The following is a 25,590-nucleotide window of genomic DNA, read 5'->3' on the forward strand; positions in this document are numbered from 1 at the left end:
TACGGGTACCGACCAATCGTGGACCGGGACCGGCTGGCGGAATACCGAGGCAAGCGCGACGCGTCACGCACCCCAGAGCCCGTCCCCGCGGAGGAACCTCACGCGGTGGCGGGCTCTGCCGCGTCCGGCGTCTTCGTCATCCAGGAGCATCACGCGCGGCGGCTGCACTGGGACTTCCGCCTGGAACGCGACGGCGTCCTGGTCTCCTGGGCGCTGCCCAAGGGCGTCCCCGATGACCCCGCGGTGAATCATCTCGCGGTGCACACCGAGGATCACCCGATGGAGTACGCCACCTTCCAGGGCCAGATCCCGGTCGGCGAGTACGGCGGCGGCGCGGTCACCATCTGGGATCGCGGCACCTACGAGACGCTCAAGTGGGCCGACCGCGAGGTCAAGGTGACCCTGCACGGCGAGCGGGTGACCGGAGGCTACGTGCTGTTCGCCACCGGCGGCAAGAACTGGATGATCCATCGTGAGCGGCTGGCGCTGCCCGCCGAGCTGACCCCGATGCTCGCCTCGCCAGGCAGCCCGCCCGTCCGCGACCTCGCGGCCTGGGCGGTAGAGATGAAGTGGGACGGCGTCCGCGCCCTAGCGCTCATCGAGGCGGGCCGGCTGCGGCTCGTGTCCAGGACCGGCAAGGAAATCACCGCCACCTACCCAGAGGTCTCTGCGCTTGGCCATGCGGTCAAGCACAAGCAGGTACTGCTCGACGGCGAGATCGTCGTGCTGACCGGCGGCCGCGCCGATTTCGAGGCGCTGCAGCCCCGGATGCACGTCACCTCGCCGACCCAGGCGCTGCGGCTCGCGGAGCAGACGCCGGTCACCTACCTGACGTTCGACGTGCTGCAACTAGACGGGCGGCCGCTGACGGGCCTCCCGTATGCCGAGCGCAGGAAGATACTCGAGAGCATCATCCCGAACGGTGGCGGCTGGCTCTCACCCCCATCATTCCCCGGCGAGGATCTGGAGGCCGTCCGTGCCGCCTCGGTCGCAAACGGGCTGGAGGGCGTGGTGGCCAAGCGACTCGACTCCGCGTACGAGCCGGGCACGCGGTCACGGAACTGGCTCAAGATCAAGAACCTGCTGATGCAGGAGGTCGTGGTGGCCGGCTGGAAGCCGGGGAAGGGCAACAGGACGGGCCAGATCGGTTCGCTGCTCATCGGGCTGCACGAAGGCGGCGACCTCGTGTACTGCGGGCACGTCGGCACCGGGTTCTCCGACGCCACGCTCCGCATGCTCGGCCAGCGCCTCGAGCCGCTGCGCCGTCCGGACAGCCCGTTCGACGGGCCGGTGCCCGCGGAGCATGCTAGGGGTGCCGTCTGGGTAGAGCCCCGGCTGGTGGCCGAGGTGGCATTCGACAGCTGGACCCGGGCCGGCCGCATGCGTGCGCCGTCGTACCGGGGACTGCGCGACGACAAGGATCCCGCCGAGGTGGTCAGGGAAACGTAGCCAAGCATCCGAGAGGCAGACATGCCAGCAGCCGACAAGATCTCCGTTCAGGTGGACGGCCGCGACCTGGCCCTGAGCAACCTGCCCAAGGTGCTTTACCCCGCGGACGGGTTCACCAAGGCCGAGGTGCTGGACTATTACCAGCGGATCTCCGCGGTGCTGCTGCCGCACGTGGCGGGCCGCCCCATGACGCTCAAGCGCTACCCCGACGGCGTCGACGGCCAGTCCTTCTTCGCCAAGCACGCGCCCGCGGGACGGCCCAGTTGGCTGCGCACGGAAGAGATCGTCTCGTCGAGTTCCCGGTCGCGTGCCCCCGGCGACCCGATCGAGTATGTAGTGCTCGACGACCTTTCGTCTCTCATCTGGGCGGCCAACCTGGCCGCCATCGAGCTGCACGTGCCAATGTGGCGCTTCCCCGGTAACCCCAAGGGCGAGCACAAGGCCGCACCGGAACACGGCCTCGAGCCGGACCTTCTCGTCTTTGACCTCGACCCGGGTGCGCCCGCCACGATCGTGGAGTGCTGCCGGGTGGCGGAGGCACTGCGCCCGGTGCTCGAGGAGGACGGGCTGCGGGCGCTGCCGAAAACCTCAGGCGGCAAGGGCCTGCAGCTCTACGCGCCGATCAGCGGCATGAACGCCGAGCAGGCGAGCGCGAAGGCGAAGGAGTACGCGGAGCGGCTCGAAGGCGACATGCCCAAGCTCGTCGTCTCGCGGATGACGAAGTCGCTGCGCACCGGCAAGGTGCTGATCGACTGGTCGCAGAACAACGGCTCCAAGACGACGATCGCGCCGTACTCGCTGCGCGCCAGGGAGCACCCGACGGTGTCCACCCCGGTCACCTGGGATGAGGTGGCGGCCTGCAGGCAGGTGACCGACCTGTTCTTCACCGCGCCCGACGTGCTCGCCAGGGTGGAGGAGCAGGGCGATCTTTTCGCACCGCTGCTGCCGGCTAAGGCAAGCTGATCTCCCCGCGCCGCTCGGCGAGCAGCAGGAGCGCGTACCCGGCGAGCGAGGAGTCGTCCACGATCCGCTCGTCGCGGATCATCGCCTCGAAGCCGGCCCTCGGCACCCACTCGTGGCGCAGGCCGAGCTCTTCCGGTTCGAGGTCGGTCGGCCCCTGGATCAGCCCGGTCGCCAGCCAGTACTCGCCATACTGACTTGACGAGCCGTGACTCGCCGACAGGGTCCCGAGCCGCGCCAGGTTCGCCGCGCGCAGGCCGGTCTCCTGGGCGAGCTCGGTACGGGCAAGCTCTTCCGGCGTGCCGTCCTCGCCCTTGGGGAAGCTGCCCTGTGGGAACGACCAGCACCGGCGCCCGAGCGGGTAGCGGTACTCCTCGACCAGAAAGAACCCGCCGTTCTCGGCCGGGATGATCACCGCGAAGTTGTCCCGCTCCACCACCGCGTAGGTCCCGTGCGACCCGTCCGCCCGTTCGATCTCGTCCTTGCGCAGCCGCATCCAGTTGTCGCTGTAGATGACGCTGCTTGCCAGCGTCCTGATCTCCGGCTCGGTGCCAGATGTGGGTTCGGTATGCACCCGAACAATTGTGCCCCGCCCACCTGACCTCCGGGTCAACCAACGGCGCAGTCCGGCTTACGGCACGCGTGCGGAAGTCCACCCCAGCCGTTTCGCTGGAGCGTGGCGGCGACCATGGCGGCCGTCTCGCACGCGCGCTCCGTGACGGCGACTGGGCCGAACCGATGGGTCTTCACGTTGTCGAGGGCGAGGTTCCTGTTGTCGCGATCCTTGTCCAGTTGAACACGTTCGTTCTGGTGATAGTCGGGGCCATCGATCTCGACGACGACGCGATAGTCGGGGTACCAGTTGTCCCTGTACTGGACCTTGCCGTCCAGCAGGCGACGTGCCTGGTGCTCCGACCTGGGCAGGCCGTGTGCCCGCTCCACGTCCTTGATGTAGCGGCGCTCCAGCGATGAGTAAACGCCATCCTCGGCGTCTTCCAGCGCGTCGGCCAGCCACCGCCGCCACCGGATTCGACGTCGGCCGGCAAGGGACGCGCGGAGGGCGGCCACTGTCACCAGCTTCCTCGAGACCGCACGAGCAATCCACGTGTAGGCGTGGTCGAAAGTGCGCGCCGCTGCGACTAGGTCGAGGACGGTGTCCTCGACTCTTGTTCGCGGCAGCATCACAACCGGGCATCGCGAGACAGCGGGCCGCTGAATGTCGCGTCGACGCCGGGATACACCCGCTGCCACGCGCCTGATACCAGCCGGTGCTCAACCTGCCATCGCGAAAGGCCGGCACTCAACGCCTGGTCCCGGTCGGCAATTCCGTGCTGAACGCTGAGCATCGTTAGGAGGACTCGGTGCCTCCTAACGATCCACTACCTTGCGCAGACAGTTGCTGGGGCGGGTTTGTCGGGGGGCGGGCCTAGCATCGGGGTGTGGTTTGCCGCACCTGCTGGGGGCCAGCTGGGGTTGGGTTTGCTCGGTGTTACCAATGTGAATCGGCGCTGAGCGAGGCCGGCGGATTGCTTGCCGATGTCGTCGCGCCGATTAGGTATGCGGTACGCGGCGGGCCGCTCGCGGCGGATCTGCGCCGGTATAAGTCGGAGCGCTGCGGTGCCGCGGAGGCGGCGCTTGCCGCGGAGCGGCTGCGCCAGCTGCTCGCCGGGTTCTTGGACGGGCACGGCGGGGACGTGTGGCGGGCGGCGGGGATGGCCGCGGGGCCTTCCGCGGTCGCGGTGGTGCCTAGCGGGCAGGGCAGGCCCGGGGCGCATCCGCTCGCCGGGCTGGTCCGGGACTGCGTCCGGCTGCCGCCGGTGCGGCTGTCCCTCCGGTCGGGTGAGATCCACCACCGGGGCGTCAGTCCCGGCTGGCTGAGGGTGCACACTCCGGTGAGCGGTGGCGACCTCCTGGTCGTTGACGACACCTGGGTGTCCGGCGGCAGCGCCCAGTCGACGGCGGCCGCGCTGAAGCTGGCGGGGGCGCGTCGCGTCGCGATCGTCGTGCTCGGGCGGCACTTGAATCCGGACGATCCCAGGTCGGCGGCGTTTCTCGATCCTGCCGGGAGAGATTTCTGCGCGTGGTGTCCCCCCGAGCCGGGACCCTTCGTCTCAAAGGCAGGACAATGACCGGAGCGAAAGATCGGAGACTGCCATGCAGTACGCCTTGCTGATCTACACCAAGCCGGGAACCGTTGAGGCACTCAGCCCGGAAGAGCGCGATGAACTGAGCCGCGAGTACTACGCGCTGCGCGACGAGCCTGGAGTCCTCGGCGGCGCCGCGCTGCAGCCGGTGACGACGGCGACGACCCTGCGGCACGCCGACGGCAAGCCGATTGTCACCGACGGGCCGTTCGCGGACACCAAGGAGGTCTTCGGCGGCTACTACCTGTACGAGTGCGACAACCTCGACCAGGCGACCGAGATGGCCGCGCGGATTCCCGCGCTGCGGCTCGGCGGGACCATCGAGATCCGCCCGCTCATGGGCAAGGCTGCCAGCTGACATCCCTGGAGCAGGTCTTCCGTGACGAGTGGGGCCGGGTCCTCGCGGTGCTCGTCGGGTACCTAGGCGATTTCGAGCTCGCCGAGGAGTCGGTGGCGGAGGCCTTCGCGGTCGCGGCACGACGCTGGTCGGCGGAGGGCACGCCGGCCAGCCCGGTCGCGTGGCTGGTGACGACGGCGCGGAACCGTGCCATCGACCGGCTGCGCCGCGACCGCGTGCTCGCCGCGAAGCTGCGGCTGCTCGAGGCAACGACGCCGGCCACGGTGGAGGCTGAGGTGAACGAGACGGAGATTCCCGATGAGCGGCTCGAGCTCATCTTCACCTGCTGTCATCCCGCGATCGCGGTGGACGCGCAGGTCGCGCTGACGCTGCGCGCGGTCGCTGGGCTGGCGACGGACGAGATCGCGCGGGCCTTCCTGGTGCCTGGCGAGACGATGAAGCGGCGGCTTACCAGAGCGAAGACGAAGATCAGGGACGCGGGCATCCCGTTCCGCGTCCCCGAGCCAGGGCGGCTGGAAGAGCGGCTCGCCGTGGTGCTCGCGGTGATCTACCTGATCTTCAATCAGGGCTACAGCGCGCCCGGCCAGGCCGGGCACCTGGCGGCGGAGGCGATCAGGCTCGGCCGGGTGCTCGCCGCGCTGCTGCCTGGCCAGACGGAGACTCTCGGGCTGCTCGCGCTGATGCTGCTGCATGACGCGCGCCGCGACGCCCGGTTCGCCGGCCCCGAGGGGCAGGACCTCGTGCTGCTCGCCGACCAGGATCGCGCGCTGTGGGACTGGGGGCAGATCGCCGAGGCGCGCGAGATCATCACTACGATCGCTGGCAGCCGCGGCCCGTACCTGATCCAGGCGGCGATCGCCTCGCTGCACGCGGCGGACCCCATCGACTGGCGGCAGATCGCGGCGCTGTACGCCGAGCTCGCGGAGCTGACCAGGTCGCCCGTGGTCCGGCTCAACGGCGCGATCGCGATCGCGGAGGCCGACGGGCCCGGCGCCGCCCTGGAGATCGTCGACGACCTCGACCTGCCCGGCTATCAGTACTGGCACTCAACCCGGGCGGAACTGCTGCGCCGTCTCGGGCGGGCCGACGAGGCGCGTGCCGCCTACCGCGACGCGCTCGCGCTCGCCGGGACCGAGCCGGAACGGCGCTTCCTGCTCGGACGGATCGCCGAGCTCGACGGAGCCGGCCGCACCCGTTCCGGCTAACGGTCCGTGGCGCCGTCGCGGCGCAGGTACCGCGTGGCGGCGGTGCGCACCGCGCCGGTCAGCGCTGCGAGCCGGGGGGAGTCGAGACGCCAGCGCTGCCAGTACAACGGGACGTCGATCACGTCAGCCGACAGCCGGACGAGCTTGCCCGAGGTAAGGTCGGCGGCGGCTTGCGGCTCGGGAAGCATGCCCCAGCCAAGCCCGAGTGAGACGGCCGCGTAGAAGTCGGCGCTCGACGGGACCTGGTGCACGACCGGCGGTCCCTGCTCGACGCCGTACCGCCTGAGCTGCTCGTGCTGCAGGTCGTCCTTGGCGTTGAAGATGACCGCGGGCATGGCGGCCCAGTCGGGGGACCCGCCGCACCGCCAGCGTTCTGCGACCGCTGGGGCGGCGGCCGGGAGGTAACGCAGCGCGCCCAGGCGGTCGACGGTGCAGCCCTGGACGGGGGCCGGATCGCTGGTGACCGCGGCAAGCACGTCGCCACGGCGCAGCAGGTCCTGTGAGTAGCCCTGGTCTTCGACGCGCAGCCGGATCGCGGTTCCCTCCCAGGCCGCGGCCTCGGCGAGCACATCGCGGAACCAGGCGGCAAGCGAGTCGGCGTTGACCGCCACGTGCAGCTCGACCGTGGCGGCCGTCTCCAGCGCCTGCGCCGCCTCGTCGTAGAGGAACCGGGTCTGGCGTCCAAGCCGCACCAGCCACTCGCCGTGCGGCGTTGGCCGGCATGGAGTGCCCCTGCTGATCAGCACCTGGCCCGCCGCCGCCTCGAGCGCCCTGACGCGCTGGCTGACCGCGCTCGGCGTGATGTGCAGCTGCCGTGCAGCGGCCTCGAAGGAACCGTGGTCGGCGATGGCCACCAGTGCGTCGAGCTGTCCAGGATTGACGTCCACCAGCTTAGTTAAGCACAACTAATCGATCCTAAGAAACTTTCGTTTGCCTTCACATAGTGGGCCGCCTAGTGTCGGGCTCGTGTCCAACGCTTCCCTGGACGGATTGCTCACCGGCCTCTCCCTGATCGTCGCCATCGGAGCGCAGAACGCCTACGTGCTGCGCCAGGGACTGCGCCGCGCCTATGTCGGGCCCGTCGTTGCTGTGTGCACGGTGTCTGACTTCGCGCTCATCATCGCCGGGGTCAGCGGCATCGGCGTGATCGTGCAGCACGCCGGGTGGGCACTGCAGGCGGTGCGCTGGTTCGGCGTGGCCTTCCTCTGCTGGTACGCGGTGACATCGGCGTGGCGGGCGCGGCGTCCGGCCGCGCTTGCCGCGGCGGGCGGCGATCCCGGGGAGGGCGCCGTGGTGGTGCGCCGGATCATGGCGCTCACCTGGCTCAACCCGCATGTCTACCTCGACACCGTGGTGCTGCTCGGCTCGATCGCCAACGCCCACGGCAGCCCTGGGCGGTGGTGGTTCGCCGTCGGCGCGTGCCTGGCGAGCACGATGTGGTTCGTAGGCCTTGGCTTCGGCGCGCGGTTCGCCGCCGGGCTGCTCGCGACGCCGCGCTCCTGGCAGGTGCTCGACCTGCTCATCGCGGCGACAATGCTCGGCATCGCCGTCAAGCTCGCTACGGGCTGAGACGGCTCGCCGGCGGCGGGCAGAGACCGCCCGCCGGTGAGAAGAGCCGGCCTAGATGCCGAGTCCTGGCAGGACCTCCGCGTCCGGCAGTTCGGCGAGCAGGCCGCCGGGCAGCCACAGCTTGGAGCCGCGGATTCCCGACCCGATCACCACGCTCGGTGCCTTCGCGACCAGGCCGTCGACGAGGATGGGCCAGCCGTCCGGCAGGCCGACCGGGGTGATGCCGCCGTACTCCATGCCGGTCATGTCGGTGATCGCGTCCACCGGGCCGAAGGACGCCTTGCGCGCCCCGAGATGGCGCCGCACGAGGCCGTTGACATCGGCCCGGGTGGCCGCGGTGATCATGCACGCCGCGTAGGTCACGTCCGCGCCGCGCTTGGCCGCGATGACCACGCAGTTCGCGCTCTCCTCGAGCGAGAGGCCGTACGCCTCGCAGAACTGCGCAGTGTCCGCGAGCGCGGGGTCGATCTCTGCCACGCGCACCTGGTCGGCCCACGGCAAGGCCTGCAGCGCCGCCGTGACCGGCGGCGCGAGCAGGTCGGGCCGGGACAGGGCCGGGTAGTGGGTAAGCGGGAGGCTCATGGCCCCATCCAACCAGCCCACCGGAGGTGAGGGAGTCGTTAGCGGTTCCAGAACCGCCGCAGGTGCGGAACGAGGTCGGCCGGACGCTCTTCTGGGAAGAAGAGCTTCCCGCCGTCGACCTCGATCACGTCTCGCGCGCCGGGGATGAGCGCCTGCAGCTCCTGCGCCCACTTGACGCCGAACGCCTCGTCCGCGGTTCCCCAGACGATCAGGGTGGGAACGGTGAGCGCGGCGAGCCCGGACTGGGCCGCCGACAGGTCCGCGGGGTCGAGCGCGGCGAGGATCCGCTCGAAGTCGAGTGCGCGCTCCAGCGTGCCGCCGGCCGGCGTGTAGTAGGCGCGCCACACGTCCTCGGGTACCCCGGCGGGGTCCTGGTAGCCGACGGCCAGCGGGCCGGCCGGCCACTGGGCCGGGTCGCCCGCGATGGCAACGAGCACCGGCGCCAGCTCGCCTCGCCGTGCGGTCTCGACGATCGGTGCGAAGCCGGGCGGCGGGAAGTTGCCCTCGGTGTCGCAGTTGGTGAGGGTCAGCGAGCGGAGCCGCTCCGGGTGCCTGGCCGCGAAGATCTGCCCGACGGCGCCCCCGGTGTCGTTGCCGATCAGGTCCACCTGACCGAGGCCGAGGCCGTCGCACAGCTCGGCGACCGCGTCCGCCATGCCGGAGACCGAGGCGTCCTTCCGCGCCTGGGAGCCACCGTGGGCCGGCAGGTCGATCGCGACGCAGCGGCTGATGGGCGCGAGTTGCTCGATGACGTTGCGCCACAGCGCACCGTTTGTCGCGAGCCCGTGCACGAACAGTGCGGCAGGCCCGTCGCCGAACTCGGTCTGTCATCCGAGTTGGTCGCCCCGTTCGCGCAGATGCTCCTCGGCGCCCTGGATGAGATCGCGATGGCCATCGCGCGGTCGGATGACAGGGAGGCGGCGCTCGCCACGGGCAGGCACGCGGTGCGCGAACTCCTGCGGCGGATTTTCGTCGGCTGACCGCCTTGGCGCCAGGTCCAGGGTGCGGCGAACTTCAGCGGCGACTTCCCACGGCTGACCGCGCGGTGACCCCGCGAGCGGCCGGCTAGCGCCGGATGCCGATCGCGAGATAGCCGGCGAACGTGGCGGTGAGGTCTGGCCAGCCGAGTCTGTCGAGCCTGCGGCGCACCCGGGCCAGGAACTCTCCTGCCCTGGCCGGGCCCAGCTCCTTGGTGCCTGACTGGGTGGACAGCTGCGCGAGGTAATCGGCGGCTGAGTAGGTCAGCTGGAACGGGTAGCGCCTGCTCCAATTCTCCGTGAAGTAATCGAGCGCTTCCGGCGGCAGGTGCAACGGCGGTATCCGCTCCGGCGGCGGTGGCGGCGACCCGCGGAAGCCGACGGCTAGGTAGTCCTCCTGCACATCGGTCCAGAACGGCTCGGCCTTCGACGGACGGGCCCAGGAACAGCCGGCCACCGCGAGCGCGCCGCCTGGCCGCAGCAGCGCCGCCGGCCTGGCGTAGCGGACCCGCTGCTCGACCCAGTGCAGCGAGTTGACCGCGACCACGGCGTCCCACGGCCTGTCGTCCTCCGTCTGCCAGTCTTCGAACGTGCTCGTGGTCACTGCGACGGCGGGAAAGCGGGCGGTCCGCACCCGGGCCAGGGCGGCCAGCGAGGCGCCGAGTTCGACTGCGGTGACGGCGAGTCCCCGCTCGGCGAGCGGTACCGTCGCCTGCCCGGTGCCGCAGCCGATCTCGAGCACCCGGCTGCCCGGTGCCAGGCCGGCGAGGCGCATCAGGTCGTCGAACATCTCCGGCGGACAGACCGGCCTGGTGCGCTGGTATGCCTCAGCGTCCGCGTCGAATCCGGTCCTCAGCCTCGCCGCCACCTCCTGCGAAAGCCCCGCGGTCCATGCATCGGTCACGCCTCAGCCTACGAGGCAGGCTGCGGGTCTGCGAGGCAGGCGTGCGGGTCTGCGAGGCGGGCGTGCGGGTCCCCGAGGCGCGCGGGCCTACGAGTTGTGCACGATGACGCCGCGGATGAGCTTGCCGTCGTCCAGGTCCTGGTAACCCTGGTTGATCTCGTCGAGCGTGTAGCGGCTGGTGATCAGCTCAGTCAGCTTGAGCTGGCCGCCGCGGTACAGGCGGAGCAGGCGCGGTATGTCGTTGAGCGGGTTGCACATGCCGAACACGTGCCCCTGGATGCGCCGCTGCCAGCCCACCACGCTGCCGTTGGCGGCAAGCTGTATCTGCTTTTCCGCGGACTTGCCCACCGACGTGATCGTGACCTGGGCACCCTTGCCGACGATGGCGGCCGCCTGATCGACGACCTCCGCGCTGAGCACGCCGACGGTGATCAGCGCGTGGTCGGCGAGCTGTCCCCTCGTCAGCTCGACGACTGCCTGCTGCGCGTCGTCCGCGCTGGCGAAGACGTGCGTCGCGCCGAAGTTCAGCGCGTTGTCCCGCTTGAACGCCACCGGGTCGATCACGATGACGTTGGCGGCGCCCGCGTAGCGCGCGCCCTGGACGGCGTTGGTGCCCACACCGCCCGCACCGAAGATCACCACCGTCTGCCCGGCCCTGACGCCCGCCGCGTAGACCGCGGTGCCCCAGCCGGTCGGCACGCCGCAGCCGGTCAGGGCCGCCACCTCGAACGGGATGCCCTTCTCGATGGGGACGCAGGAGTTCTGCGAGACCACCGCGCGCTCGGAGAACGTGCCGAGCATGCAGAAGCCGCCAAGGTCGGCGCCGTCGTCGTCGTGGAACCTGAACGTTCCGTCCGCGAGCATCCCCGTCATCATCTGCGCACCCCAGTCGCACAGGTTCTGCCGGCCCGTCGAGCAGTAGCGGCAGATCCCGCAGGCGGGGATGAACGAGCACACCACGTGGTCGCCGGCCTTGACCCGGGTCACGTCCGGACCCACCGCCTCGATCACTCCGGCGCCCTCGTGCCCGCCGACCATCGGCAGTCGCCCGGTCGAGTCGCCGGTCCGCAGATGCTCGTCCGAGTGGCACAGGCCCGAGGCCATGAACTTGATACGGACCTCGCCTGCCCTCGGCTCATCGAGCTCAAGCTCGGTGACCTCCCACGGCTTGCCCGGTTCCCTGATGATCGCTGCCCTGGTACGCATAACTCCCAGTGCTACGCCGGCGGCGCTGCCCAGGCAACGGGCTCAGCCCACCTCGCTGGGCGGCGCCGCCTGTGGGCTCACCACGATGGCAACGGCGGCCGGCGGGCGGTCATACGCTATGTCCCATGGCGGTCAAGACCCCCGAGACGCACACCAGCCTCGTGCGGCGGGCGCGGAAGATCAACCGGGTACTCGCGGAGACATACCCGGACGCGCACTGCGAGCTGGACTTCCAGAACCCGTTCCAGCTCCTGGTGGCCACGGTGCTGTCGGCGCAGACCACGGACAAGCGAGTCAACCTGACTACGCCCGTGCTCTTCGCCAAGTATCCGACGCCCGAGGACCTGGCGACGGCCAACCCCGAGGACGTCGCGGAGATCCTGCGGCCCACCGGCTTCTTCAACGCCAAGACCAAGTCCGTGATGGGGCTGTCGGCGGCGCTCGTCGAGCGCTTCGGCGGCGAGGTGCCCCGCAGGCTCGAGGACATGGTCACGCTGCCGGGCGTGGGCCGTAAGACCGCCAACGTGGTGCTGGGCAACGCCTACGGGATCCCCGGCATCACGGTGGACACCCACTTCGGCCGGCTGTCGCGCAGGTTCGGCTGGACGACGAGCGATGACCCGGTCAAGGTCGAGGCCGAGGTGGGTGAGCTCATACCGAAGAAGGACTGGGTGCTGCTCTCGCACCGGCTGATCTGGCACGGCCGGCGGATCTGCCACGCGCGCAAGCCGGCGTGCGGCGCGTGCCCCATCGCCGACTGGTGCCCGTCGTTCGGCCTCGGGCCCACGGACGCGGCGACCGCCGCCAAGCTGGTCAAGGCCGGCCCGTTTTCATGACGGCTTCCGTGGACGCTGCGCCGGAATGGCTTCGCCGCCTGGCCGCCGCGGCGGCGGTGATGGACGTGCCGCGGATCATCAGGCCGCCGGCCTCCGGCGGACGGCGCTCGGCCGTGCTCGTCCTGTTCGGCGACGGCCCCGACGGCCCCGACCTGCTTTACATTCAGCGCAACGAGGGGCTGCGGCGCCATGCCGGGCAGCCCGCCTTTCCCGGCGGGAAGATCGAGGATAGCGACGGCGGGCCGGTCGGCGCGGCGCTGCGCGAGGCGGCCGAGGAGACGGGCCTCGACCCGGCAGGCGTCGACGTGCTTGGGACCATGCCCGAGCTGTTCATCAGCCGCAGCCAGTTCCGCGTGCTGCCGGTGATCGCCTGGTGGCGCAAGCCGAGCGCGGTCCGGCCGGTGGACATCGGCGAGGTCGCGGCGGTCGAGCGGATCGGCGTCGCCGATCTCGCGGACCCCGCGAACCGGCTCAGCATCAGGTATCCCGACGGGCACAGCGGCCCGGCGTTCCGCATCGGCTCGATGATGATCTGGGGCTTCACCGGGCTCATCACCGACCGGCTGCTCGCCCTCGGCGGCTGGGAACGCCCCTGGGATGCCGCGACGGTCCGCGAACTGCCGAAGGGTGCGGCTTAGGCGGCATCGCGGTGCTATTACGGTCTGGTGGCGACCTGGCGGGCAGGCCGCGGATAGTCCACAGTCATGCAGGGGCAGCGGATACCGTTGACACCGTGCGCGGTGATCTGCTTGACCTTGCCCTAGCCGTCGCCGCTGTCGCGTTCGCGGTCTCCGGCTACCGGCAGGGGTTCATCGTCGGCACGCTCAGCTTCGTGGGCTTCGTCGGCGGCGCGGTGCTCGGCGCCGAGTTCGGCCCTTCCATCTCGCGCGCCATCGTCGGCGGCCAGACGCAGCAAGATGTCGTCGCGGTCATCCTGCTTGTCAGCGGGGCGATCATCGGGCAGTTCGTCGCCTCATCCGTTGGCGCCTACGTGCGCCAGGCGATGACCAGCCCATCATCGACAATCGCCGACTCCATCGGCGGCTCGGCCATCAGCGTGCTGTCCATGCTGCTTATCGCCTGGGCGATCGGCTCGGTCCTCACCGCGTCGTCGTTCCCCGTCGTGGTCAGGCAGGTCGATGGCTCCCTCGTGCTCGGCACGATGGACCGGGTCATGCCGTCCCAGGCGAAGACGATGTTCACTCAGTTCAGGCAGCTGCTGGCGAGCGGACCGTTCCCGCAGGTGTTCAGCGGCATCGGCGCGGCGCACCTGTTCGCGGTCAGCGCGCCTGACCAGGCGGTGCTGAACAGTCCCGGGTACCGGGCCGCGCGCACACGTGTTGTGAAGGTGGACGGGACCGCGCCGAGCTGCGACCGCAGCATTGAGGGCTCAGGCTTCGTCTACGCGCCGCAGCACGTGCTGACCAACGCGCACGTGGTCGCCGGGGTGACCGGCGGCCCGACGGTGACGACACGGGACGGCACGGCACTGCGCGCGTATGTGGTCCTCTACGACCCGCAGGTCGACGTGGCCGTGCTCTATGTTCCCGGGCTGGACCTGACACCGCTCAAGTTCGATACCCACGCGCAGGCGGGCGACAGCGCCGTCGTGGCCGGCTATCCGCGCAATCAGCCCTTCACCGCAGGAGCAGCGCGGATCGGCGGCACGCAGAACGCGGTCGGCCCCGACATCTACCAGACCGGGCAGGTCGACAGGCAGATCTACGAGATCAGGGCCAACGTGGAGCCGGGTAACTCGGGCGGGCCGCTGCTCAGTCCCAGCGGCACCGTGTACGGCGTGGTGTTCGCCGCCGCGGTCGGCACTGATAACACCGGCTTCGCGCTGACCGCCGCCGAGGTCGCCGCGGACGCGAGCGTGGGCGCCAGCCAGACCCACCAGAAGTCGACGCAGGGCTGCGACTAGCGCAGCCGCAGTCGCAGGTCGGCCGCTGGCACGCTGCCGAGCCCGTCCCGCTCGATTCTCAGCGCGATGTTCGTAGCCTGCGCGGCCACCAGCACGGCATCGACCTCGGACGTCGAGCCGGCGAACAAGGCGGCCACCCCGGCGCCCCTGCGCAGCAGGGTAACCGCGCCGCGCGCATTGCCGCGCCTGGCGTGCGTGAGGCCCACCGCGATCTGTGCCAGGCCTCGCCACAGTTCGCGCTCGCCGCCTGGCACTGACTTCCACGCGGCCTCGAAGACCTCGTGCGCGTGGAAGGGCTGCCCCTCGGCGAGCAGTCGGCCGCCGAGTTCTGCCGCCTCTGCTGGTGAGACGACCAGATCGTCGGGGATGCGAGGCACGTCGGCGCTCGCCGTGCGGGGAAGCGGCCGGCCGAGCTCATCACGGGGGCGCGCGTTCCTCGCCCGCCCGGCGGTGTCCCTGTCCCGCACGCGGGGAACGTCCAGCCCGCCAGGATCGTCGTGCTCGCCAGGATCGTCGTGCTCGCCAGGATCGTCGTGCTCGCCCTGGGCTGTCACCGGTCCGGCTCGGGGTCGGCGAGCCAGCCGAGCAGTTCCGCGTCGAAGGACTCCGGCCGTTCCTCGTGCGGGTAGTGGCCGGCTCCGTCGATCACCTTCCACCGGTACGGCCCCTCGACATACCGGCCCGCGCCACGGGCGGCCTGCGCGGGAATGCACGGGTCCATGGCGCCGTGCAGGTGCAGCACCGGGGCCGCGACGGGCGAGCGCATCTGGCGGGCGAAGCGCAGCCCGTCAGGCCGGAAGGTGGAGCGCACGAACCAGCGCTGGTACTCAAGCGAGGTGTGCGCGACCGGCGGGATGCGCATGGCCCGCTGGTAGACCTGGGCGGTCTCCTCGTCGGGCCACCCGGGCGCCGACCAGGACGACAGGATCCGGCCGACGAGCGCGCCGTCATCGTGCACGAGGAGGCGTTCCGGGATGATCGGCACCTGGAAGGCGAGCGGGTAACCGCCGCGCCTGCCCGGCTCATCGCGCTCGGCGAGCGCCCGCGAGATGGTGAACGGGCTGGCGAGGACCCGCGCACGCATCCGCAGCGGGTGAGCCATGGAGACGACGGCGAGCCTGCGCACCGCCTTCGGGAAGTAGGTGGCGAGCGTCCACCCGGTGAGGCCGCCCCAGTCGTGGCCGACGACTGCCGCGTTGGCCTCGCCAAGCGTCCTGATCAGCCCCGCGGCGTCCGCGGCGGCGGTGATCAGGTCATAGCCGCGCGGCGGCTTGTCACTGCCGCCGTAGCCGCGCAGGTCGACCGCGACCGCGCGGTAGCCCGCCTCGGCCAGGGTGACGAGCTGGTGCCGCCACGTCCACCAGAACTCGGGGAACCCGTGCAGCAGCAGCACCAGCGGGCCCTCGCCCATGCTGGCCACGTGGAACCTGGAGCCGTTGGCGGTCACCGAGCGGTGCGTCCACGGGCCGTCGATTTGAATGACAGGCTCTGCTGGCATGTCGCCGCTACGGCCGGGCGGGCGGAATCTCGGCCTTGGCGCCCGTCTCCACGCTGGCCCTCGGGTTGACGATCGCCGGGCCTGAACCGTTCGGGCTCGTCCCGTCCCTGCGCAGCATGCTCAGGTCGTCCATCACGGTCTGCCTGGTCATCTTCATGCCGGTCACCTTGCGGACCCGCCCGTAGGCGATCAGCCCGGCGAGGCCGATGAACACAAGGACCGTGCCGGCCACGATGAGGAACGCGGCCCATTGCCAGATGCCGGCCGCGACAAGACCGTACGCGTAGCCGAAGCAGAGCAGCACGATGATCAGGCAGGCGCCGAACAGGCCCACGACGGCGAGCGCGGCCGCGATGCCGATCCGCCGAGCGTCCATCCGCAGCTCGCTCTTCGCGAGGCTGATCTCATAGTGGACGAGCGACGACACGTCCTTCATTGCCTGCGCGACGAGTTCCCCGAGCGACTGCTGCGCGTCGGCACCGTCTGGCCTCACGCTGCGGACCATCGCATCCTCCCCGAATCCTCCGCTGCGGACAGCAGACTGCTGTCACAGGTGGTTCAAGGCTAGCGCCCCGTCATCCGGCCGAGCGCGGACATCCCGGCCCAGCCGGGGAAACGGACATCCAGCACGCACGAACGGCGCCTCGCCCGAGGCGCCGTTCGCCCTCTTGCACGACAGTCTGGCTAGCAATGCGTGCACCTCATCAATTGTCGGCCAGTCCAACAAGTTGCCTGGCCTGACATGCCTCCCGCGGCTGGTCGCGCGTGGGTACCTGGCTGTCATGCCCGGACGTTCATCCGGTCCGTGACACCAGTTCTACGACGAAAGCCGACCGGGTGAAAGCCATATGCGTGATCAATTCGTGATCTTGATCGGTAGCCCCGTTCACATTCCACAGGTCACTGTGAAGCCCATCCCAACCCCGGTTAAACACCCGTTTTGCGGTCAAGGGGCCGCGCCAGGCCGGAGGTCTTTGAAACTTGAAACACCCTCGCTTTGCGGCCGCAGGCCGCATCGGGGGGTGTGGGGGGTCGCCCCCCACAGTAGACGAAACCCGGGAAGGCGGGCGCAGCCCGCCGAACAGGGGAAAATAGTGATCCCCCTCGCCGGGGGGGAGAGCGAGGGGGATCACGCGGTCTGGCCCTGGGGGGGTAGGCCAGTTCCGCTTCATGAGGGAGTCTAGCTGCCATCACGGCTTGAGACAGCCGCAGACCGCAACATTCTGCCCACGTAAGGGAATTACAACATATTTGGCTTAGCTATGAACAGATCTCGCGCGGCCTAGTTCGCGGCCAGTTACTCGTCTTCGGTGCGGAGCAGGGTGTTCAGCAGCGAAACGGCGCCCTCCTTGGACAGCGGGGAGTTGCCGTTGCCGCACTTGGGGGACTGGATGCAGGAGGGACAGCCGGTTTCGCAGGGACAGCTGCGGATGGCATCCCTGGTGGCCGTCAGCCAGTCGCCGGCCACCGCGAAGCCGCGCTCGGCGAAGCCCGCCCCGCCGGCGTGGCCGTCGTAGACGAACACGGTGAGCTGCCCGGTCGCCGGGTGCAGTTCGGTGGACAGGCCGCCTACGTCCCACCGGTCACAGGTGGCGAACAGCGGCAGCAGGCCGATCGACGCGTGCTCCGCGGCGTGCGCCGCCCCGCCGAGATCGTTGCCGGGGAGTGGGACCACGGACTCGTTCGGGATGGTCCATGCGACGGCGACCGTGGACAGCGTGCGCTGCGGCAGGTCGAGCGCCACCGCCGGCTCCCTCTTTTTCTTTTTTCCCGAACGGATTCGCGTGTACCCGGTCACCTGCCGTGTCACCCGCACATCGGTGAGCATCAGGTCGGCGTCGCCCCACCGCTCACGACGGCGTTCCCCGGTGACCTCGATGTCCGTCACGTCGCGCGCCTGCGTGGTGTAGCCGGGGTCGCCCGGCTCGACGAGCGCCACCCTTTCCGCCAGGTCCAGGCATGTCACCAGGTAGGACTCGCCCTGATGGAGGTACACGGCGCCGTCGTGCACGTACCGGTGCGCGGACGGCTCGTCCATGGTGCCGACAAGGCGGCCCGTGGCTTCCTCCACCACGCGGATGGGCCGGCCGAGATCGCCGCGGATGGAGATGTCCCTCGACGGGCGGCGGTGCCTGGCGTAGTACCAGCCGGCAGGCCGCCTGCGGAGCTCACCCGCGGCGGTGAGGCCAGCGACGGCCTTCGCGGACGCTGGACCGAACAGGTCGAGGTCGGGCTCGCCGAGCGGCAGTTCGGCGGCCGCGGCGGCGAGGTGCGGGCCGAGCACGTAGGGGTTGGCCGGGTCGAGGATGGCCGGCTCGACCGGATGGTGCAGCAGGGTGCCCGGATGGTGCACCAGGTAGCTGTCCAGCGGGTCGTCACGGGCGATGAACACCGCCGTGGCGTGCCGGCCGGCGCGTCCCGCGCGGCCCGCCTGCTGCCACAGCGAGGCCCAGGTGCCAGGCCAGCCGGCGATAAGCACAGCGTCAAGGCCGGTGATGTTGATGCCGAGCTCGAGCGCGGTGGTGCTCGCCATGCCGGTGATCCGCCCGTCGCGCAGCCCGGACTCCAGGCCTCGGCGGTCATCGGGCAGGTAGCCGGAGCGGTAGGCGGCGACGCTGCCCGACAGCTCGTCGTCGAGCGCGTCCCTCGCGGCAAGCGCGACGGTCTCCGCTCCGCGCCGCGACCGGATGAAGGCGAGTGCGGGGACCTCCGCCTTGACCATGGCGGCGAGCAGGTCGGCCGCCTCCGTCGTGGCCGGCCGGCGCGCCCGGACCTCGGCGTAGGTGTGCAGCAGCGGCGGCTCCCACAGGGCGAACGTGACAGGCGGGCGCGGCGAGCCGTCGTCGGTGACGGTGACCGTGTCGAGGCCGGTGAGTGACCGCGCGCAGGCGGCCGGATCGGCGATCGTGGCGGACGCGAGGATGAAGACAGGCTCGCGCGCCGCGCCGGGCGCCGCATGGTGCGCGGCGATGCGGCGGAGCCTGCGCAGGACCTGGGCGACGTGCGAGCCGAACACACCGCGGTAGCCGTGGCACTCGTCGATGATCACCACGCGCAGGCGGCGGAAGAAGCCGCGCCAGCGGGCGTGGCCCGGCAGCATCGCGCTGTGCAGCATGTCGGGGTTGGTCAGCAGGTAGTTGGCGTGTGACTGCGCCCAGGCGCGTTCGGCCACCGTCGAGTCGCCGTCGTAGCAGGTGGCACGGACACCGCGCAGGCCGAGGTCGCAGACGGACTTGAGCTGGTCGGCGGCCAGCGCCTTGGTCGGCGAGATGTACAGCACCGTCCCGCCGTCCAGCACCTCCGACAGGGCGGCCGCCAGGTAGCCGGCCGATTTGCCCGACGCTGCCCGTGTGGCGAGGATCACGTGGCTCCCCGCCCTGGCCAGCGCCGCCGCCTGGGCCTGGTGCGTCCAGGGGGCCGCGATCCCGCGGCCGGCGAGGGCGGCGGCGACCTCGGGACGAACTGACTCCGGCCAGGAGGTGGGACGGCCCTGCTGCCCGGGTATCACCTCCAGATGCACAAGTTCCCCGGCACGCTGCGCGGCCCGCAGGACCGCGAGCGCATGGGCGTCCTGGCGGGTTTCGGCTGTCGTCGGGGCGGCGATGGGCATAGGTTCTAAGTGTGTCATCCGCTAGGCGGATGCCTGACAGCATGAAATCGTATAGACATGACACCTGAGCGTGGTTGAATGCCGTGCAGGGGTCGCCCCCACGACGCTAGAGACGCCCTCGGGGCGCTGGAGGATTAGTGGATCTGAAGCTGGCGCACAGCAACAAGGACGGCATCGAGATCGTGGACGTCGAAGGTGAGATCGACGTCTACACCGCGCCGCGCCTGCGCGAGCTGCTCATTGAGCTCGTCAACAAGAAGAACTACCAGCTGGTAGTCAACATGGAGAAGGTCGAGTTCCTCGACTCCACGGGCCTCGGGGTCCTGGTCGGCGGGCTCAAGCGGGTGCGCGCGCACGACGGGTCGCTTGACCTGGTCTGCACCCAGGAGCGCATCCTGAAGATCTTCCGCATTACGGGACTTACCAAGGTCTTTGGCATCCACGAGTCTGTGGACCAGGCCATCGCCGCCCGGAAGGCCGAGAAGTAAGCCTCCCGTCGCACAATGGCCACCGTCGAAGTCACCTTTACGCCGCTGCCCGTCCACGTGCGGACCGCTCGGCTCGTCGCGACCGCGGTCGCGCGGCGGAGCGGCGTGGCCGAATCGCTTCTCGATGAGGTCCGCCTCGCCGTTGGCGAGGCCTGTTCTCGTGCCGTCGAGGCCCATCTGCGGCATTGCCCGGGGCAGCCCATCCGGGTGTCGCTCACCGATGACGGCGAGCAGTTCGAGGTGGTGGTGACGGATGCCGTTCCCGGTGCCGAGCTCGCCGGCGCGGCGGGCACCACCGCGGCGGACGGTCACGGCGCCGCCGAAGCCGGGCTGCCGGCAGGGTTCGCGGGCTTCGGCACCAACCTCGCCGTCATCGACGATGAGGTGCCGATGCGGCTCCCCGATGGCGTGGGCCTCGCCGTGATCGCCGGACTCGCCGATGATGTCCGGATCGCGGCGGCGGATCCAGGGACCAGCGTCACCATGAGCTGGAAGCGCCGGGCCGGCTAGCGGCCCGCCAGGGAAAGCTGGTAAGTCGTTTCGCGTCCGGTTCGCCGCACCCCTCGGGGCCGGCGGGCCGGACGATCGCTTTTCTGCGGCCGCTGCGCCGCCACCGCACGGCAGTGGGCCGGGGTCACGCCCCGCGAGGCCCGACCACGATGTTCACAGTTTTCACATCTGTCTCACTAGTCACATCTTGTCTCATGAGTTACTTTTAGACACTTAGTCCACACACGTAACGTGTGAACTGCCGAAACTAGGGCAAACCACAATACGGCGCGCCTGAAACTTGACAAATGAGACTATCGAAGCAGATTGTTCGTACTTAGCATCGATGCTTAACTCTAAGCCCACAAGAAACTTGCGACACTTCGAAGAACTGCACTAGGCAGCGTAGACTCCCGCCCACGCCTTGCTTTCAGGGTCGGCGGATCAATGGAAAAAGCTTATAGGCCAAACGACTGACTCACGGCGCATGTCAGACGTCGAAGGAGACCGAATGTCGAAGAGCAGTCCCGCCATCCTGGCGGGCGGACCGGTGGATCCGGTCAGCGTCAGCGGCGGCAACCTCACCTGGGTTGTAATCGTCGCGGTCATCGCACTGTCAGCCCTCGCCGTCGCGGGCTGGCTGGTGCGCGAGGTCCTGGCCGCTAGCCAGGGGACCGCGAAGATGCAGGAAATAGCCAAGGCCGTACAGGAAGGCGCCGCCGCCTATCTGCGCAGGCAGTTTAGGACGCTGAGCCCGTTCGTCGTCCTCATCTTCTTCGTGCTGTTGCTGCTCCCGGCCCCCAGCGACGGGGTCCGCTGGGGCCGCAGCATCTTCTTTCTGATCGGCGCGCTGGCCTCCGCCCTCACCGGGACCATCGGCATGTCGCTGTGCGTCCGGGGCAATGTCCGGGTCGCGGCCGCGGCGCGGGAAGGCGGCGAGCGCCAGGCGATGCGGATCGCGTTCCGCTGCGGCGGCGTCGCGGGCATGTGCACGGTCGGCCTTGGCCTGCTTGGCGCGGCCGTGGTGGTGCTGTTCTACCGGTCCAACGCGCCGGACGTGCTCGAGGGCTTCGGCTTCGGGGCGGCGCTCCTCGCGATGTTCATGCGAGTCGGCGGCGGCATCTACACCAAGGCCGCCGACGTGGGCGCGGACCTGGTCGGCAAGGTCGAGGTCGGCATCCCCGAGGACGACCCGCGCAACGCGGCCACGATCGCCGACAACGTGGGCGACAACGTGGGCGACTGCGCCGGCATGGCGGCCGACCTGTTCGAGTCCTACGCGGTGATGCTGGTCGCCTCGCTCATCCTTGGCAAGACCGCATTCGGTGACAAGGGGCTCATCTTCCCGCTGATCGTCCCGATGATCGGCGTGATCACCGCGGTCATCGGCATCTTCGCGGTCCGGCCCCTGGCTCGTGACCGCAGCGGAATGACCGCGATCAACCGTGGCTTCTTCATCTCGGCGGTGATCTCGGTCATCGGGGTCGCGATCCTCTGCTTCACGTTCCTGCCGGCGAAGTTCAGCGCGCTTGCTGGCATCACCGACCCCGCGATCGCGGGCTACCACGGCAACCCGCGGTGGATCGCGTTCGGCGCGGTGCTGATCGGGATCGTGCTTGCGTCCGCGATTCAGCTGCTGACCGGGTACTTCACCGAGACCACCCGGCGGCCGGTCAGGGACATCGGGCAAGCCTCGGAGACCGGCGCGGCCACGGTGATCCTGTCCGGCATCTCGTCAGGGATGGAGTCGGCCGTCTACTCCGCGCTGCTGATCGGCGCGGCCGTGTTCGGGTCCTACCTGCTGGCCACCGGCAACGCCACCATCGCGCTGTTCGCGGTGGCCATGGCCGGCGGCGGCCTGCTGACCACGGTCGGCGTGATCGTGTCGATGGACTCCTTCGGCCCGGTGACCGACAACGCCCAGGGCATCGCGGAGATGTCCGGCGAGGTGGAGGGCGACGCCGCGCAGGCGCTGACCAACCTGGACGCGATCGGCAACACCACCAAGGCCATCACCAAGGGCATCGCCATCGCGACAGCGGTGCTTGCCGCCACGGCGCTGTTCGGCTCGTTCCGCGACTCGGTGGAATCGGCGCTGCCCGCCGCGGCGCGCAGCACCTTCAGCCTGAACGTGGCCCAGCCGAACGTCCTCGTCGGGCTGATCATCGGCGCGTCGGTCGTGTTCCTGTTCTCCAGTCTGCTGATCATGGCGGTGGGCCGGGCGGCGCAGCGGGTCGTGCTCGAGGTGCGCATGCAGTTCCGCACCCACCCCGGGATCATGACCTACGAGGAGAAGCCCGACTACTCGCGCGTGGTGGACATCGTCACCGCGGACTCGCTGCGTGAGCTGGTCACCCCGGGCCTGCTCGCGGTGCTCACGCCGATCGCGGTCGGGTTCGCCTTCGGCTACGCGCCGCTCGGCTCCTACCTGACCGGGGCGATCGCGGCGGGCGTGCTGATGGCGGTCTTCCTCGCCAACTCCGGCGGCGCCTGGGACAACGCCAAGAAGCTGGTCGAGGACGGCCACCACGGCGGCAAGGGCTCCGACGCGCACGCGGCGACCGTCATCGGCGACACCGTGGGCGACCCGTTCAAGGACACCGCCGGGCCCGCGATCAACCCGCTGATCAAGGTGATGAACCTGGTCTCGCTGCTGATCGCGACCTCCGTGGTGAAGTACAGCTCGAACACCGGCCTGCGCGTCGGCGTCGCTGTCGGCGCGGTGGTCATCATCGTCGCGGCGGTCGTCTACTCCAAGCGGCGTTCCTCCGGAATGGGCGAGGAGACGCCCTCGAGCGTGGAGACCAGCGCGGCGACAGAGGCGGCCACCTCGGCCACCCCGGCGCCCGAGGTGGCCCCGCCGGCCGCTGGCAGCGACGACGGCGCCACGGCGGGGCTCCCGGTCTCGTCTCCCCGGCAGCCGGAGGCCGCGTCCAACGGGGCCGCCAACGGACACCTGCCGACCTCGGCAGACCCGTCCGCAGGACGGCCCGCCGAGTAAACACCGCTTAACGCCGATGGCCGGCTGCCCCGTTCCCGGGGCAGCCGGCCATCGGCTTTGCCAGTGCTTTGTCGCCGGCCGGGACCCGATGCCTACTCGTCGGCCTGGTCGGCCGCCTCCACCGCGTCCCGCGGTATGCCGAGCAGGTAGAGCACCGTGTCCAGGTAAGGCACGTTAACGGCCGTGTCCGCCGCGTCGCGGACCACCGGCTTGGCGTTGAAGGCGACGCCGAGGCCGGCCGCGCCGATCATGCCGAGATCGTTCGCGCCGTCGCCGACGGCGACCGTCTGCGCCAGCGGCACGTCTGCCGCCTGCGCGAACCTGCGCAGCGCCGCGGTCTTGCCCTCCCGGTCCACGATCGGCTCGATCACCCGCCCGGTCAGCCTGCCGTCGGCCACCTCAAGGGTGTTCGCCGCCACGAAGTCGATGCCGAGCTCGTCGGCCAGCGGCTTGATCACCGCGGTGAACCCGCCGCTGACGATGCCGCACTTGTAGCCAAGGCGTTTCAGCGTCCGCACCAGCGTCCGCGCGCCGGGGGTAAGCCGCAGGGCGGAGCGCACCTCGTCGAGTATGCCCGCGTCGAGCCCGGCGAGCAGCGCGACGCGCTCCCGCAGCGAGGCGGCGAAGTCAAGCTCGCCGCGCATCGCCGACTCGGTCACCTTGGCCACCTCATCGGCGCAGCCCGCGCGCTCCGCGAGCAGGTCGATGACCTCGTCCCTGATCAGCGTGGAGTCGACGTCCATCACGATGAGGCGCATCGCCCGGCGGTGCAGGCCCGCCCGCTGCACCGCGACGTCGACGCCGCTCTCGACCGCCACCGCGGCGAGCTCGTTCCGCAGCGAGACCGGCTCCGCCCCTGACACGTCAAGTTCGACGCAGGTAACCGGATCGCTCGCCAGCCGCGTGATCCTGTCGATGTTGGCGCCGTTCGCCGCGATCCGCCCGGCGACGGCGGCGACGCCCTCGGGCAGCAGCGGGCTGCCGAGCACGGTGACGTGCAGCCTGCCACCGACCCGGCTGGAGCCCGCGCGCGACGGGCGTTCCGCGGACCCGGTGGTGATCTCCGCCTCGAGGCCGAGATCGCCTGCCAGCTCGGTGACCGCGCCGTAAATGGCGGTCAGGTCGGGCGGCGCCTCGCAGCCGACCAGGACGCCGAGCACCAGCCTGCCCCTGATCGTCACCTGCTCGATGTCCGCTACGCTCAGCGGGAAGCGTGCCAGGGTGCTGAACAGGCGCGACGTAACGCCGGGCCGGTCCCTGCCGGTAAGGGTGATCAGGAGCGTGGTCCGTGACTGATTCATCTCGTGCCCAAAATACCGTCTGGCTCAGCGGGAGTGTGACCAAGCACTAGCTGTTCATCGTTGGTACCTGTTAGCCGATCGGCTCGTTGTGGCATAGGTTCGGTCTCGGCGGCCGTTCGGGCCGGGCCCCCGCCGGCCCGGCGTGAGGAGGGGCAGTGTCTGACGAAGTGCTCAAGCTGCGCGGCGTGTCGGTGCGCAGGGAATCATCGCTGTTGCTGCGGAACGTCGACTGGACCGCGCATGAGCACGAGCGCTGGATCGTCATCGGGCCGAACGGCGCGGGCAAGACCACCCTGCTGCAGGTGGCCTCCACGCTGCTCTACCCCACCGAGGGAACCGTCGAGGTGCTCGGCGAGCGGCTCGGCGACGTCGACGTCTTCGAGCTGCGGCCGCGGATCGGCCTGACAAGCGCGTCGCTCGCCGAGCGGGTGCCGGCCAGCGAAAAGGTGATAGACCTCGTGCTCACCGCGTCCTACGCGATCCTCGGCCGGTGGAAGGAGGAGTACGACTCCTCCGACGTCACCAGGGCGGTGGAGCTGCTTGACGCGCTTGGCTGCGCCCACCTGATCAGGCGGCGGTTCGCCACCCTGTCCGAGGGCGAGCGCAAGCGGGTGCAGATCGCCCGCGCGATGATGCCCGACCCGGAGATCCTGCTGCTCGACGAGCCCGCCGCCGGACTCGACCTCGGCGGCCGTGAGGACCTGCTTCGCCGCCTGGCGACGCTGGCCCACGACCCGAAGGCGCCGATGATGGTGCTCGTCACCCATCACGTCGAGGAGGTGCCCGACGGGTTCACGCACTCGATGCTGCTGCGCCGGGGTGCGGTCCTCGTCGCGGGCCCGATCGACGAGGTGTTCACCGCGCGGAACCTGTCCCGCTGCTTCGGCGTCCCCCTGGAGATCGAGCGGCACGAGAAGCGCTGGCGCGCCTGGGCCCGCTAGCTAGTCTTGTCCGGGCTTGCCCGGACATCGGGGGGTACGGGGGGTCGTCCCCCCGGGAGATAGTGCTTGCTGAGCGCCCGATACGATGGCGCCTTTTGCCATCGGGCGCTCAACAAGCTTCGCTCTGACCTGGAGGTTTACTTAACGC

26 protein-coding genes are annotated in these 25,590 nt (G+C 70.1%); 14 read left to right on the forward strand and 12 right to left on the reverse strand.

All coding sequences use genetic code 11. The features are described from left to right. The first annotated feature begins 18 nt into the window (after positions 1–18). On the forward strand, positions 19–1,449 hold the full coding sequence (gene ligD, locus EAS64_RS39055) for a non-homologous end-joining DNA ligase (protein ID WP_145861624.1): 1,431 nt from the start codon (positions 19–21) through the stop codon (positions 1,447–1,449). A gap of 21 nt (positions 1,450–1,470) precedes the next feature. Beyond that, positions 1,471–2,412 carry a non-homologous end-joining DNA ligase gene (gene ligD / locus EAS64_RS39060; RefSeq protein ID WP_145861626.1) on the forward strand — a complete coding sequence of 314 codons (942 nt, stop codon included), beginning with the start codon at positions 1,471–1,473 and terminating at the stop codon, positions 2,410–2,412. On the opposite strand, the gene EAS64_RS39065 is transcribed toward ligD (EAS64_RS39060), so the two are convergent. Both EAS64_RS39065 and EAS64_RS39070 read right to left on the reverse strand, forming a co-directional pair. Then, entirely contained in the window at positions 2,399–2,983 is a 585-nt protein-coding gene (locus tag EAS64_RS39065) for an NUDIX domain-containing protein (RefSeq protein ID WP_246116085.1), read from the reverse strand. The genes ligD (EAS64_RS39060) and EAS64_RS39065 overlap by 14 nt on opposite strands. Positions 2,984–3,018: 35 nt before the next feature. Then, the gene (locus EAS64_RS39070; RefSeq protein ID WP_145861628.1) at positions 3,019–3,591 is read right to left on the reverse strand and encodes a hypothetical protein; all 573 of its coding nucleotides are present in this window, start codon (positions 3,589–3,591) and stop codon (positions 3,019–3,021) included. A gap of 344 nt (positions 3,592–3,935) precedes the next feature. Between EAS64_RS39070 and EAS64_RS39075 the strand changes: the two genes are divergently transcribed. The 3 genes from EAS64_RS39075 to EAS64_RS39085 are packed head-to-tail and all read left to right on the forward strand — an operon-like array spanning position 3,936 to position 6,116. Continuing rightward, positions 3,936–4,538, forward strand: coding sequence for a phosphoribosyltransferase (locus tag EAS64_RS39075; RefSeq protein WP_145861630.1), 603 nt, complete (start codon positions 3,936–3,938; stop codon positions 4,536–4,538). Between the two features lie 25 nt (positions 4,539–4,563). Next, positions 4,564–4,911, forward strand: a complete 348-nt coding sequence (locus EAS64_RS39080; RefSeq protein ID WP_145861632.1) for a YciI family protein — start codon at positions 4,564–4,566, stop codon at positions 4,909–4,911. Positions 4,912–4,916: 5 nt separating this feature from the next. After that, complete coding sequence (locus EAS64_RS39085; RefSeq protein ID WP_281283389.1) at positions 4,917–6,116, forward strand: RNA polymerase sigma factor; 1,200 nt, start codon at positions 4,917–4,919, stop codon at positions 6,114–6,116. On the opposite strand, the gene EAS64_RS39090 is transcribed toward EAS64_RS39085, so the two are convergent. Beyond that, positions 6,113–7,003 (reverse strand): LysR family transcriptional regulator ArgP, encoded by an 891-nt coding sequence (locus tag EAS64_RS39090; protein WP_145861634.1) that lies wholly within the window; start codon positions 7,001–7,003, stop codon positions 6,113–6,115. The genes EAS64_RS39085 and EAS64_RS39090 overlap by 4 nt on opposite strands. A 79-nt stretch (positions 7,004–7,082) precedes the next feature. Between EAS64_RS39090 and EAS64_RS39095 the strand changes: the two genes are divergently transcribed. Continuing rightward, a complete protein-coding gene (locus tag EAS64_RS39095) occupies positions 7,083–7,685 on the forward strand; it encodes a LysE/ArgO family amino acid transporter (RefSeq protein ID WP_145861637.1) in 603 nt (200 codons plus the stop codon). Positions 7,686–7,736: 51 nt separating this feature from the next. Here EAS64_RS39095 and EAS64_RS39100 read toward each other — a convergent pair whose 3' ends face one another. Both EAS64_RS39100 and EAS64_RS39105 read right to left on the reverse strand, forming a co-directional pair. Further along, positions 7,737–8,267 carry a YbaK/EbsC family protein gene (locus EAS64_RS39100; protein ID WP_145861638.1) on the reverse strand — a complete coding sequence of 177 codons (531 nt, stop codon included), beginning with the start codon at positions 8,265–8,267 and terminating at the stop codon, positions 7,737–7,739. A 38-nt stretch (positions 8,268–8,305) separates the two neighbouring features. Next, entirely contained in the window at positions 8,306–9,058 is a 753-nt protein-coding gene (locus EAS64_RS39105; RefSeq protein WP_187366502.1) for an alpha/beta fold hydrolase, read from the reverse strand. Here EAS64_RS39105 and EAS64_RS39110 point away from each other — a divergent pair. Then, positions 8,963–9,247 (forward strand): TetR family C-terminal domain-containing protein, encoded by a 285-nt coding sequence (locus EAS64_RS39110; RefSeq protein ID WP_342782114.1) that lies wholly within the window; start codon positions 8,963–8,965, stop codon positions 9,245–9,247. The genes EAS64_RS39105 and EAS64_RS39110 overlap by 96 nt on opposite strands. A gap of 85 nt (positions 9,248–9,332) precedes the next feature. Here EAS64_RS39110 and EAS64_RS39115 read toward each other — a convergent pair whose 3' ends face one another. Together EAS64_RS39115 and EAS64_RS39120 are read right to left on the reverse strand one after the other, a co-directional pair. Then, on the reverse strand, positions 9,333–10,148 hold the full coding sequence (locus EAS64_RS39115) for a class I SAM-dependent methyltransferase (protein WP_145861644.1): 816 nt from the start codon (positions 10,146–10,148) through the stop codon (positions 9,333–9,335). Positions 10,149–10,235: 87 nt separating this feature from the next. Further along, entirely contained in the window at positions 10,236–11,354 is a 1,119-nt protein-coding gene (locus EAS64_RS39120; protein WP_145861646.1) for an NDMA-dependent alcohol dehydrogenase, read from the reverse strand. Positions 11,355–11,479: 125 nt separating this feature from the next. Between EAS64_RS39120 and nth the strand changes: the two genes are divergently transcribed. From nth to EAS64_RS39135, 3 genes are all read left to right on the forward strand, one after another. After that, complete coding sequence (gene nth, locus EAS64_RS39125; RefSeq protein WP_145861647.1) at positions 11,480–12,190, forward strand: endonuclease III; 711 nt, start codon at positions 11,480–11,482, stop codon at positions 12,188–12,190. Between the two features lie 8 nt (positions 12,191–12,198). Continuing rightward, complete coding sequence (locus EAS64_RS39130) at positions 12,199–12,828, forward strand: NUDIX hydrolase (protein WP_145861648.1); 630 nt, start codon at positions 12,199–12,201, stop codon at positions 12,826–12,828. Positions 12,829–12,923: 95 nt separating this feature from the next. Continuing rightward, positions 12,924–14,114: a MarP family serine protease gene (locus EAS64_RS39135; protein ID WP_187366503.1), complete on the forward strand. Its 1,191-nt coding sequence runs from the start codon at positions 12,924–12,926 to the stop codon at positions 14,112–14,114. On the opposite strand, the gene EAS64_RS39140 is transcribed toward EAS64_RS39135, so the two are convergent. From EAS64_RS39140 to EAS64_RS39155, 4 genes are all read right to left on the reverse strand, one after another. Further along, positions 14,111–14,668, reverse strand: a complete 558-nt coding sequence (locus EAS64_RS39140) for a DUF309 domain-containing protein (RefSeq protein ID WP_439333640.1) — start codon at positions 14,666–14,668, stop codon at positions 14,111–14,113. The two genes, EAS64_RS39135 and EAS64_RS39140, sit on opposite strands and share 4 nt — an antisense overlap. Beyond that, positions 14,665–15,612: an alpha/beta fold hydrolase gene (locus tag EAS64_RS39145; protein ID WP_145861650.1), complete on the reverse strand. Its 948-nt coding sequence runs from the start codon at positions 15,610–15,612 to the stop codon at positions 14,665–14,667. Before EAS64_RS39145 ends, EAS64_RS39140 begins: the two co-directional genes overlap by 4 nt. 7 nt (positions 15,613–15,619) lie before the next feature. Continuing rightward, a complete protein-coding gene (locus EAS64_RS39150; RefSeq protein WP_145861652.1) occupies positions 15,620–16,117 on the reverse strand; it encodes a phage holin family protein in 498 nt (165 codons plus the stop codon). A gap of 792 nt (positions 16,118–16,909) precedes the next feature. Continuing rightward, the gene (locus tag EAS64_RS39155) at positions 16,910–19,222 is read right to left on the reverse strand and encodes a DEAD/DEAH box helicase (protein ID WP_145861654.1); all 2,313 of its coding nucleotides are present in this window, start codon (positions 19,220–19,222) and stop codon (positions 16,910–16,912) included. 137 nt (positions 19,223–19,359) lie between these two features. Here EAS64_RS39155 and EAS64_RS39160 point away from each other — a divergent pair, with 137 nt between their 5' ends. The 3 genes from EAS64_RS39160 to EAS64_RS39170 all read left to right on the forward strand — a co-directional run bounded on the left by EAS64_RS39160 (position 19,360) and on the right by EAS64_RS39170 (position 23,200). After that, positions 19,360–19,710 (forward strand): STAS domain-containing protein, encoded by a 351-nt coding sequence (locus EAS64_RS39160; protein ID WP_145861655.1) that lies wholly within the window; start codon positions 19,360–19,362, stop codon positions 19,708–19,710. Between the two features lie 15 nt (positions 19,711–19,725). After that, positions 19,726–20,220 (forward strand): ATP-binding protein, encoded by a 495-nt coding sequence (locus EAS64_RS39165; RefSeq protein ID WP_145861657.1) that lies wholly within the window; start codon positions 19,726–19,728, stop codon positions 20,218–20,220. 490 nt (positions 20,221–20,710) lie between these two features. Beyond that, on the forward strand, positions 20,711–23,200 hold the full coding sequence (locus EAS64_RS39170) for a sodium-translocating pyrophosphatase (protein WP_145861659.1): 2,490 nt from the start codon (positions 20,711–20,713) through the stop codon (positions 23,198–23,200). 92 nt (positions 23,201–23,292) lie between these two features. On the opposite strand, the gene serB is transcribed toward EAS64_RS39170, so the two are convergent. Next, complete coding sequence (gene serB / locus EAS64_RS39175) at positions 23,293–24,501, reverse strand: phosphoserine phosphatase SerB (RefSeq protein ID WP_145861661.1); 1,209 nt, start codon at positions 24,499–24,501, stop codon at positions 23,293–23,295. Positions 24,502–24,656: 155 nt separating this feature from the next. Here serB and EAS64_RS39180 point away from each other — a divergent pair, with 155 nt between their 5' ends. Then, on the forward strand, positions 24,657–25,442 hold the full coding sequence (locus tag EAS64_RS39180) for an ABC transporter ATP-binding protein (RefSeq protein ID WP_145861663.1): 786 nt from the start codon (positions 24,657–24,659) through the stop codon (positions 25,440–25,442). Positions 25,443–25,590: the final 148 nt, after the last annotated feature.

It is taken from the genome of Trebonia kvetii (assembly GCF_007827045.1).
GTDB classification, from domain to species: domain Bacteria; phylum Actinomycetota; class Actinomycetes; order Streptosporangiales; family Streptosporangiaceae; genus Trebonia; species Trebonia kvetii.

Bases quoted from the DNA above. Each gene is read 5' to 3' on its own strand.
- EAS64_RS39170 (WP_145861659.1), top strand. From the start codon at position 20,711: ATGTCGAAGAGCAGTCCCGCCATCCTGGCGGGCGGACCGGTGGATCCG.
- ligD (WP_145861626.1), top strand. From the start codon at position 1,471: ATGCCAGCAGCCGACAAGATCTCCGTTCAGGTGGACGGCCGCGACCTG.
- EAS64_RS39070 (WP_145861628.1), bottom strand. From the start codon at position 3,591: ATGCTGCCGCGAACAAGAGTCGAGGACACCGTCCTCGACCTAGTCGCA.
- EAS64_RS39100 (WP_145861638.1), bottom strand. From the start codon at position 8,267: ATGAGCCTCCCGCTTACCCACTACCCGGCCCTGTCCCGGCCCGACCTG.
- EAS64_RS39150 (WP_145861652.1), bottom strand. From the start codon at position 16,117: ATGGTCCGCAGCGTGAGGCCAGACGGTGCCGACGCGCAGCAGTCGCTC.
- EAS64_RS39145 (WP_145861650.1), bottom strand. From the start codon at position 15,612: ATGCCAGCAGAGCCTGTCATTCAAATCGACGGCCCGTGGACGCACCGC.
- nth (WP_145861647.1), top strand. From the start codon at position 11,480: ATGGCGGTCAAGACCCCCGAGACGCACACCAGCCTCGTGCGGCGGGCG.
- EAS64_RS39120 (WP_145861646.1), bottom strand. From the start codon at position 11,354: ATGCGTACCAGGGCAGCGATCATCAGGGAACCGGGCAAGCCGTGGGAG.
- EAS64_RS39165 (WP_145861657.1), top strand. From the start codon at position 19,726: ATGGCCACCGTCGAAGTCACCTTTACGCCGCTGCCCGTCCACGTGCGG.
- serB (WP_145861661.1), bottom strand. From the start codon at position 24,501: ATGAATCAGTCACGGACCACGCTCCTGATCACCCTTACCGGCAGGGAC.
- EAS64_RS39080 (WP_145861632.1), top strand. From the start codon at position 4,564: ATGCAGTACGCCTTGCTGATCTACACCAAGCCGGGAACCGTTGAGGCA.
- EAS64_RS39155 (WP_145861654.1), bottom strand. From the start codon at position 19,222: ATGCCCATCGCCGCCCCGACGACAGCCGAAACCCGCCAGGACGCCCAT.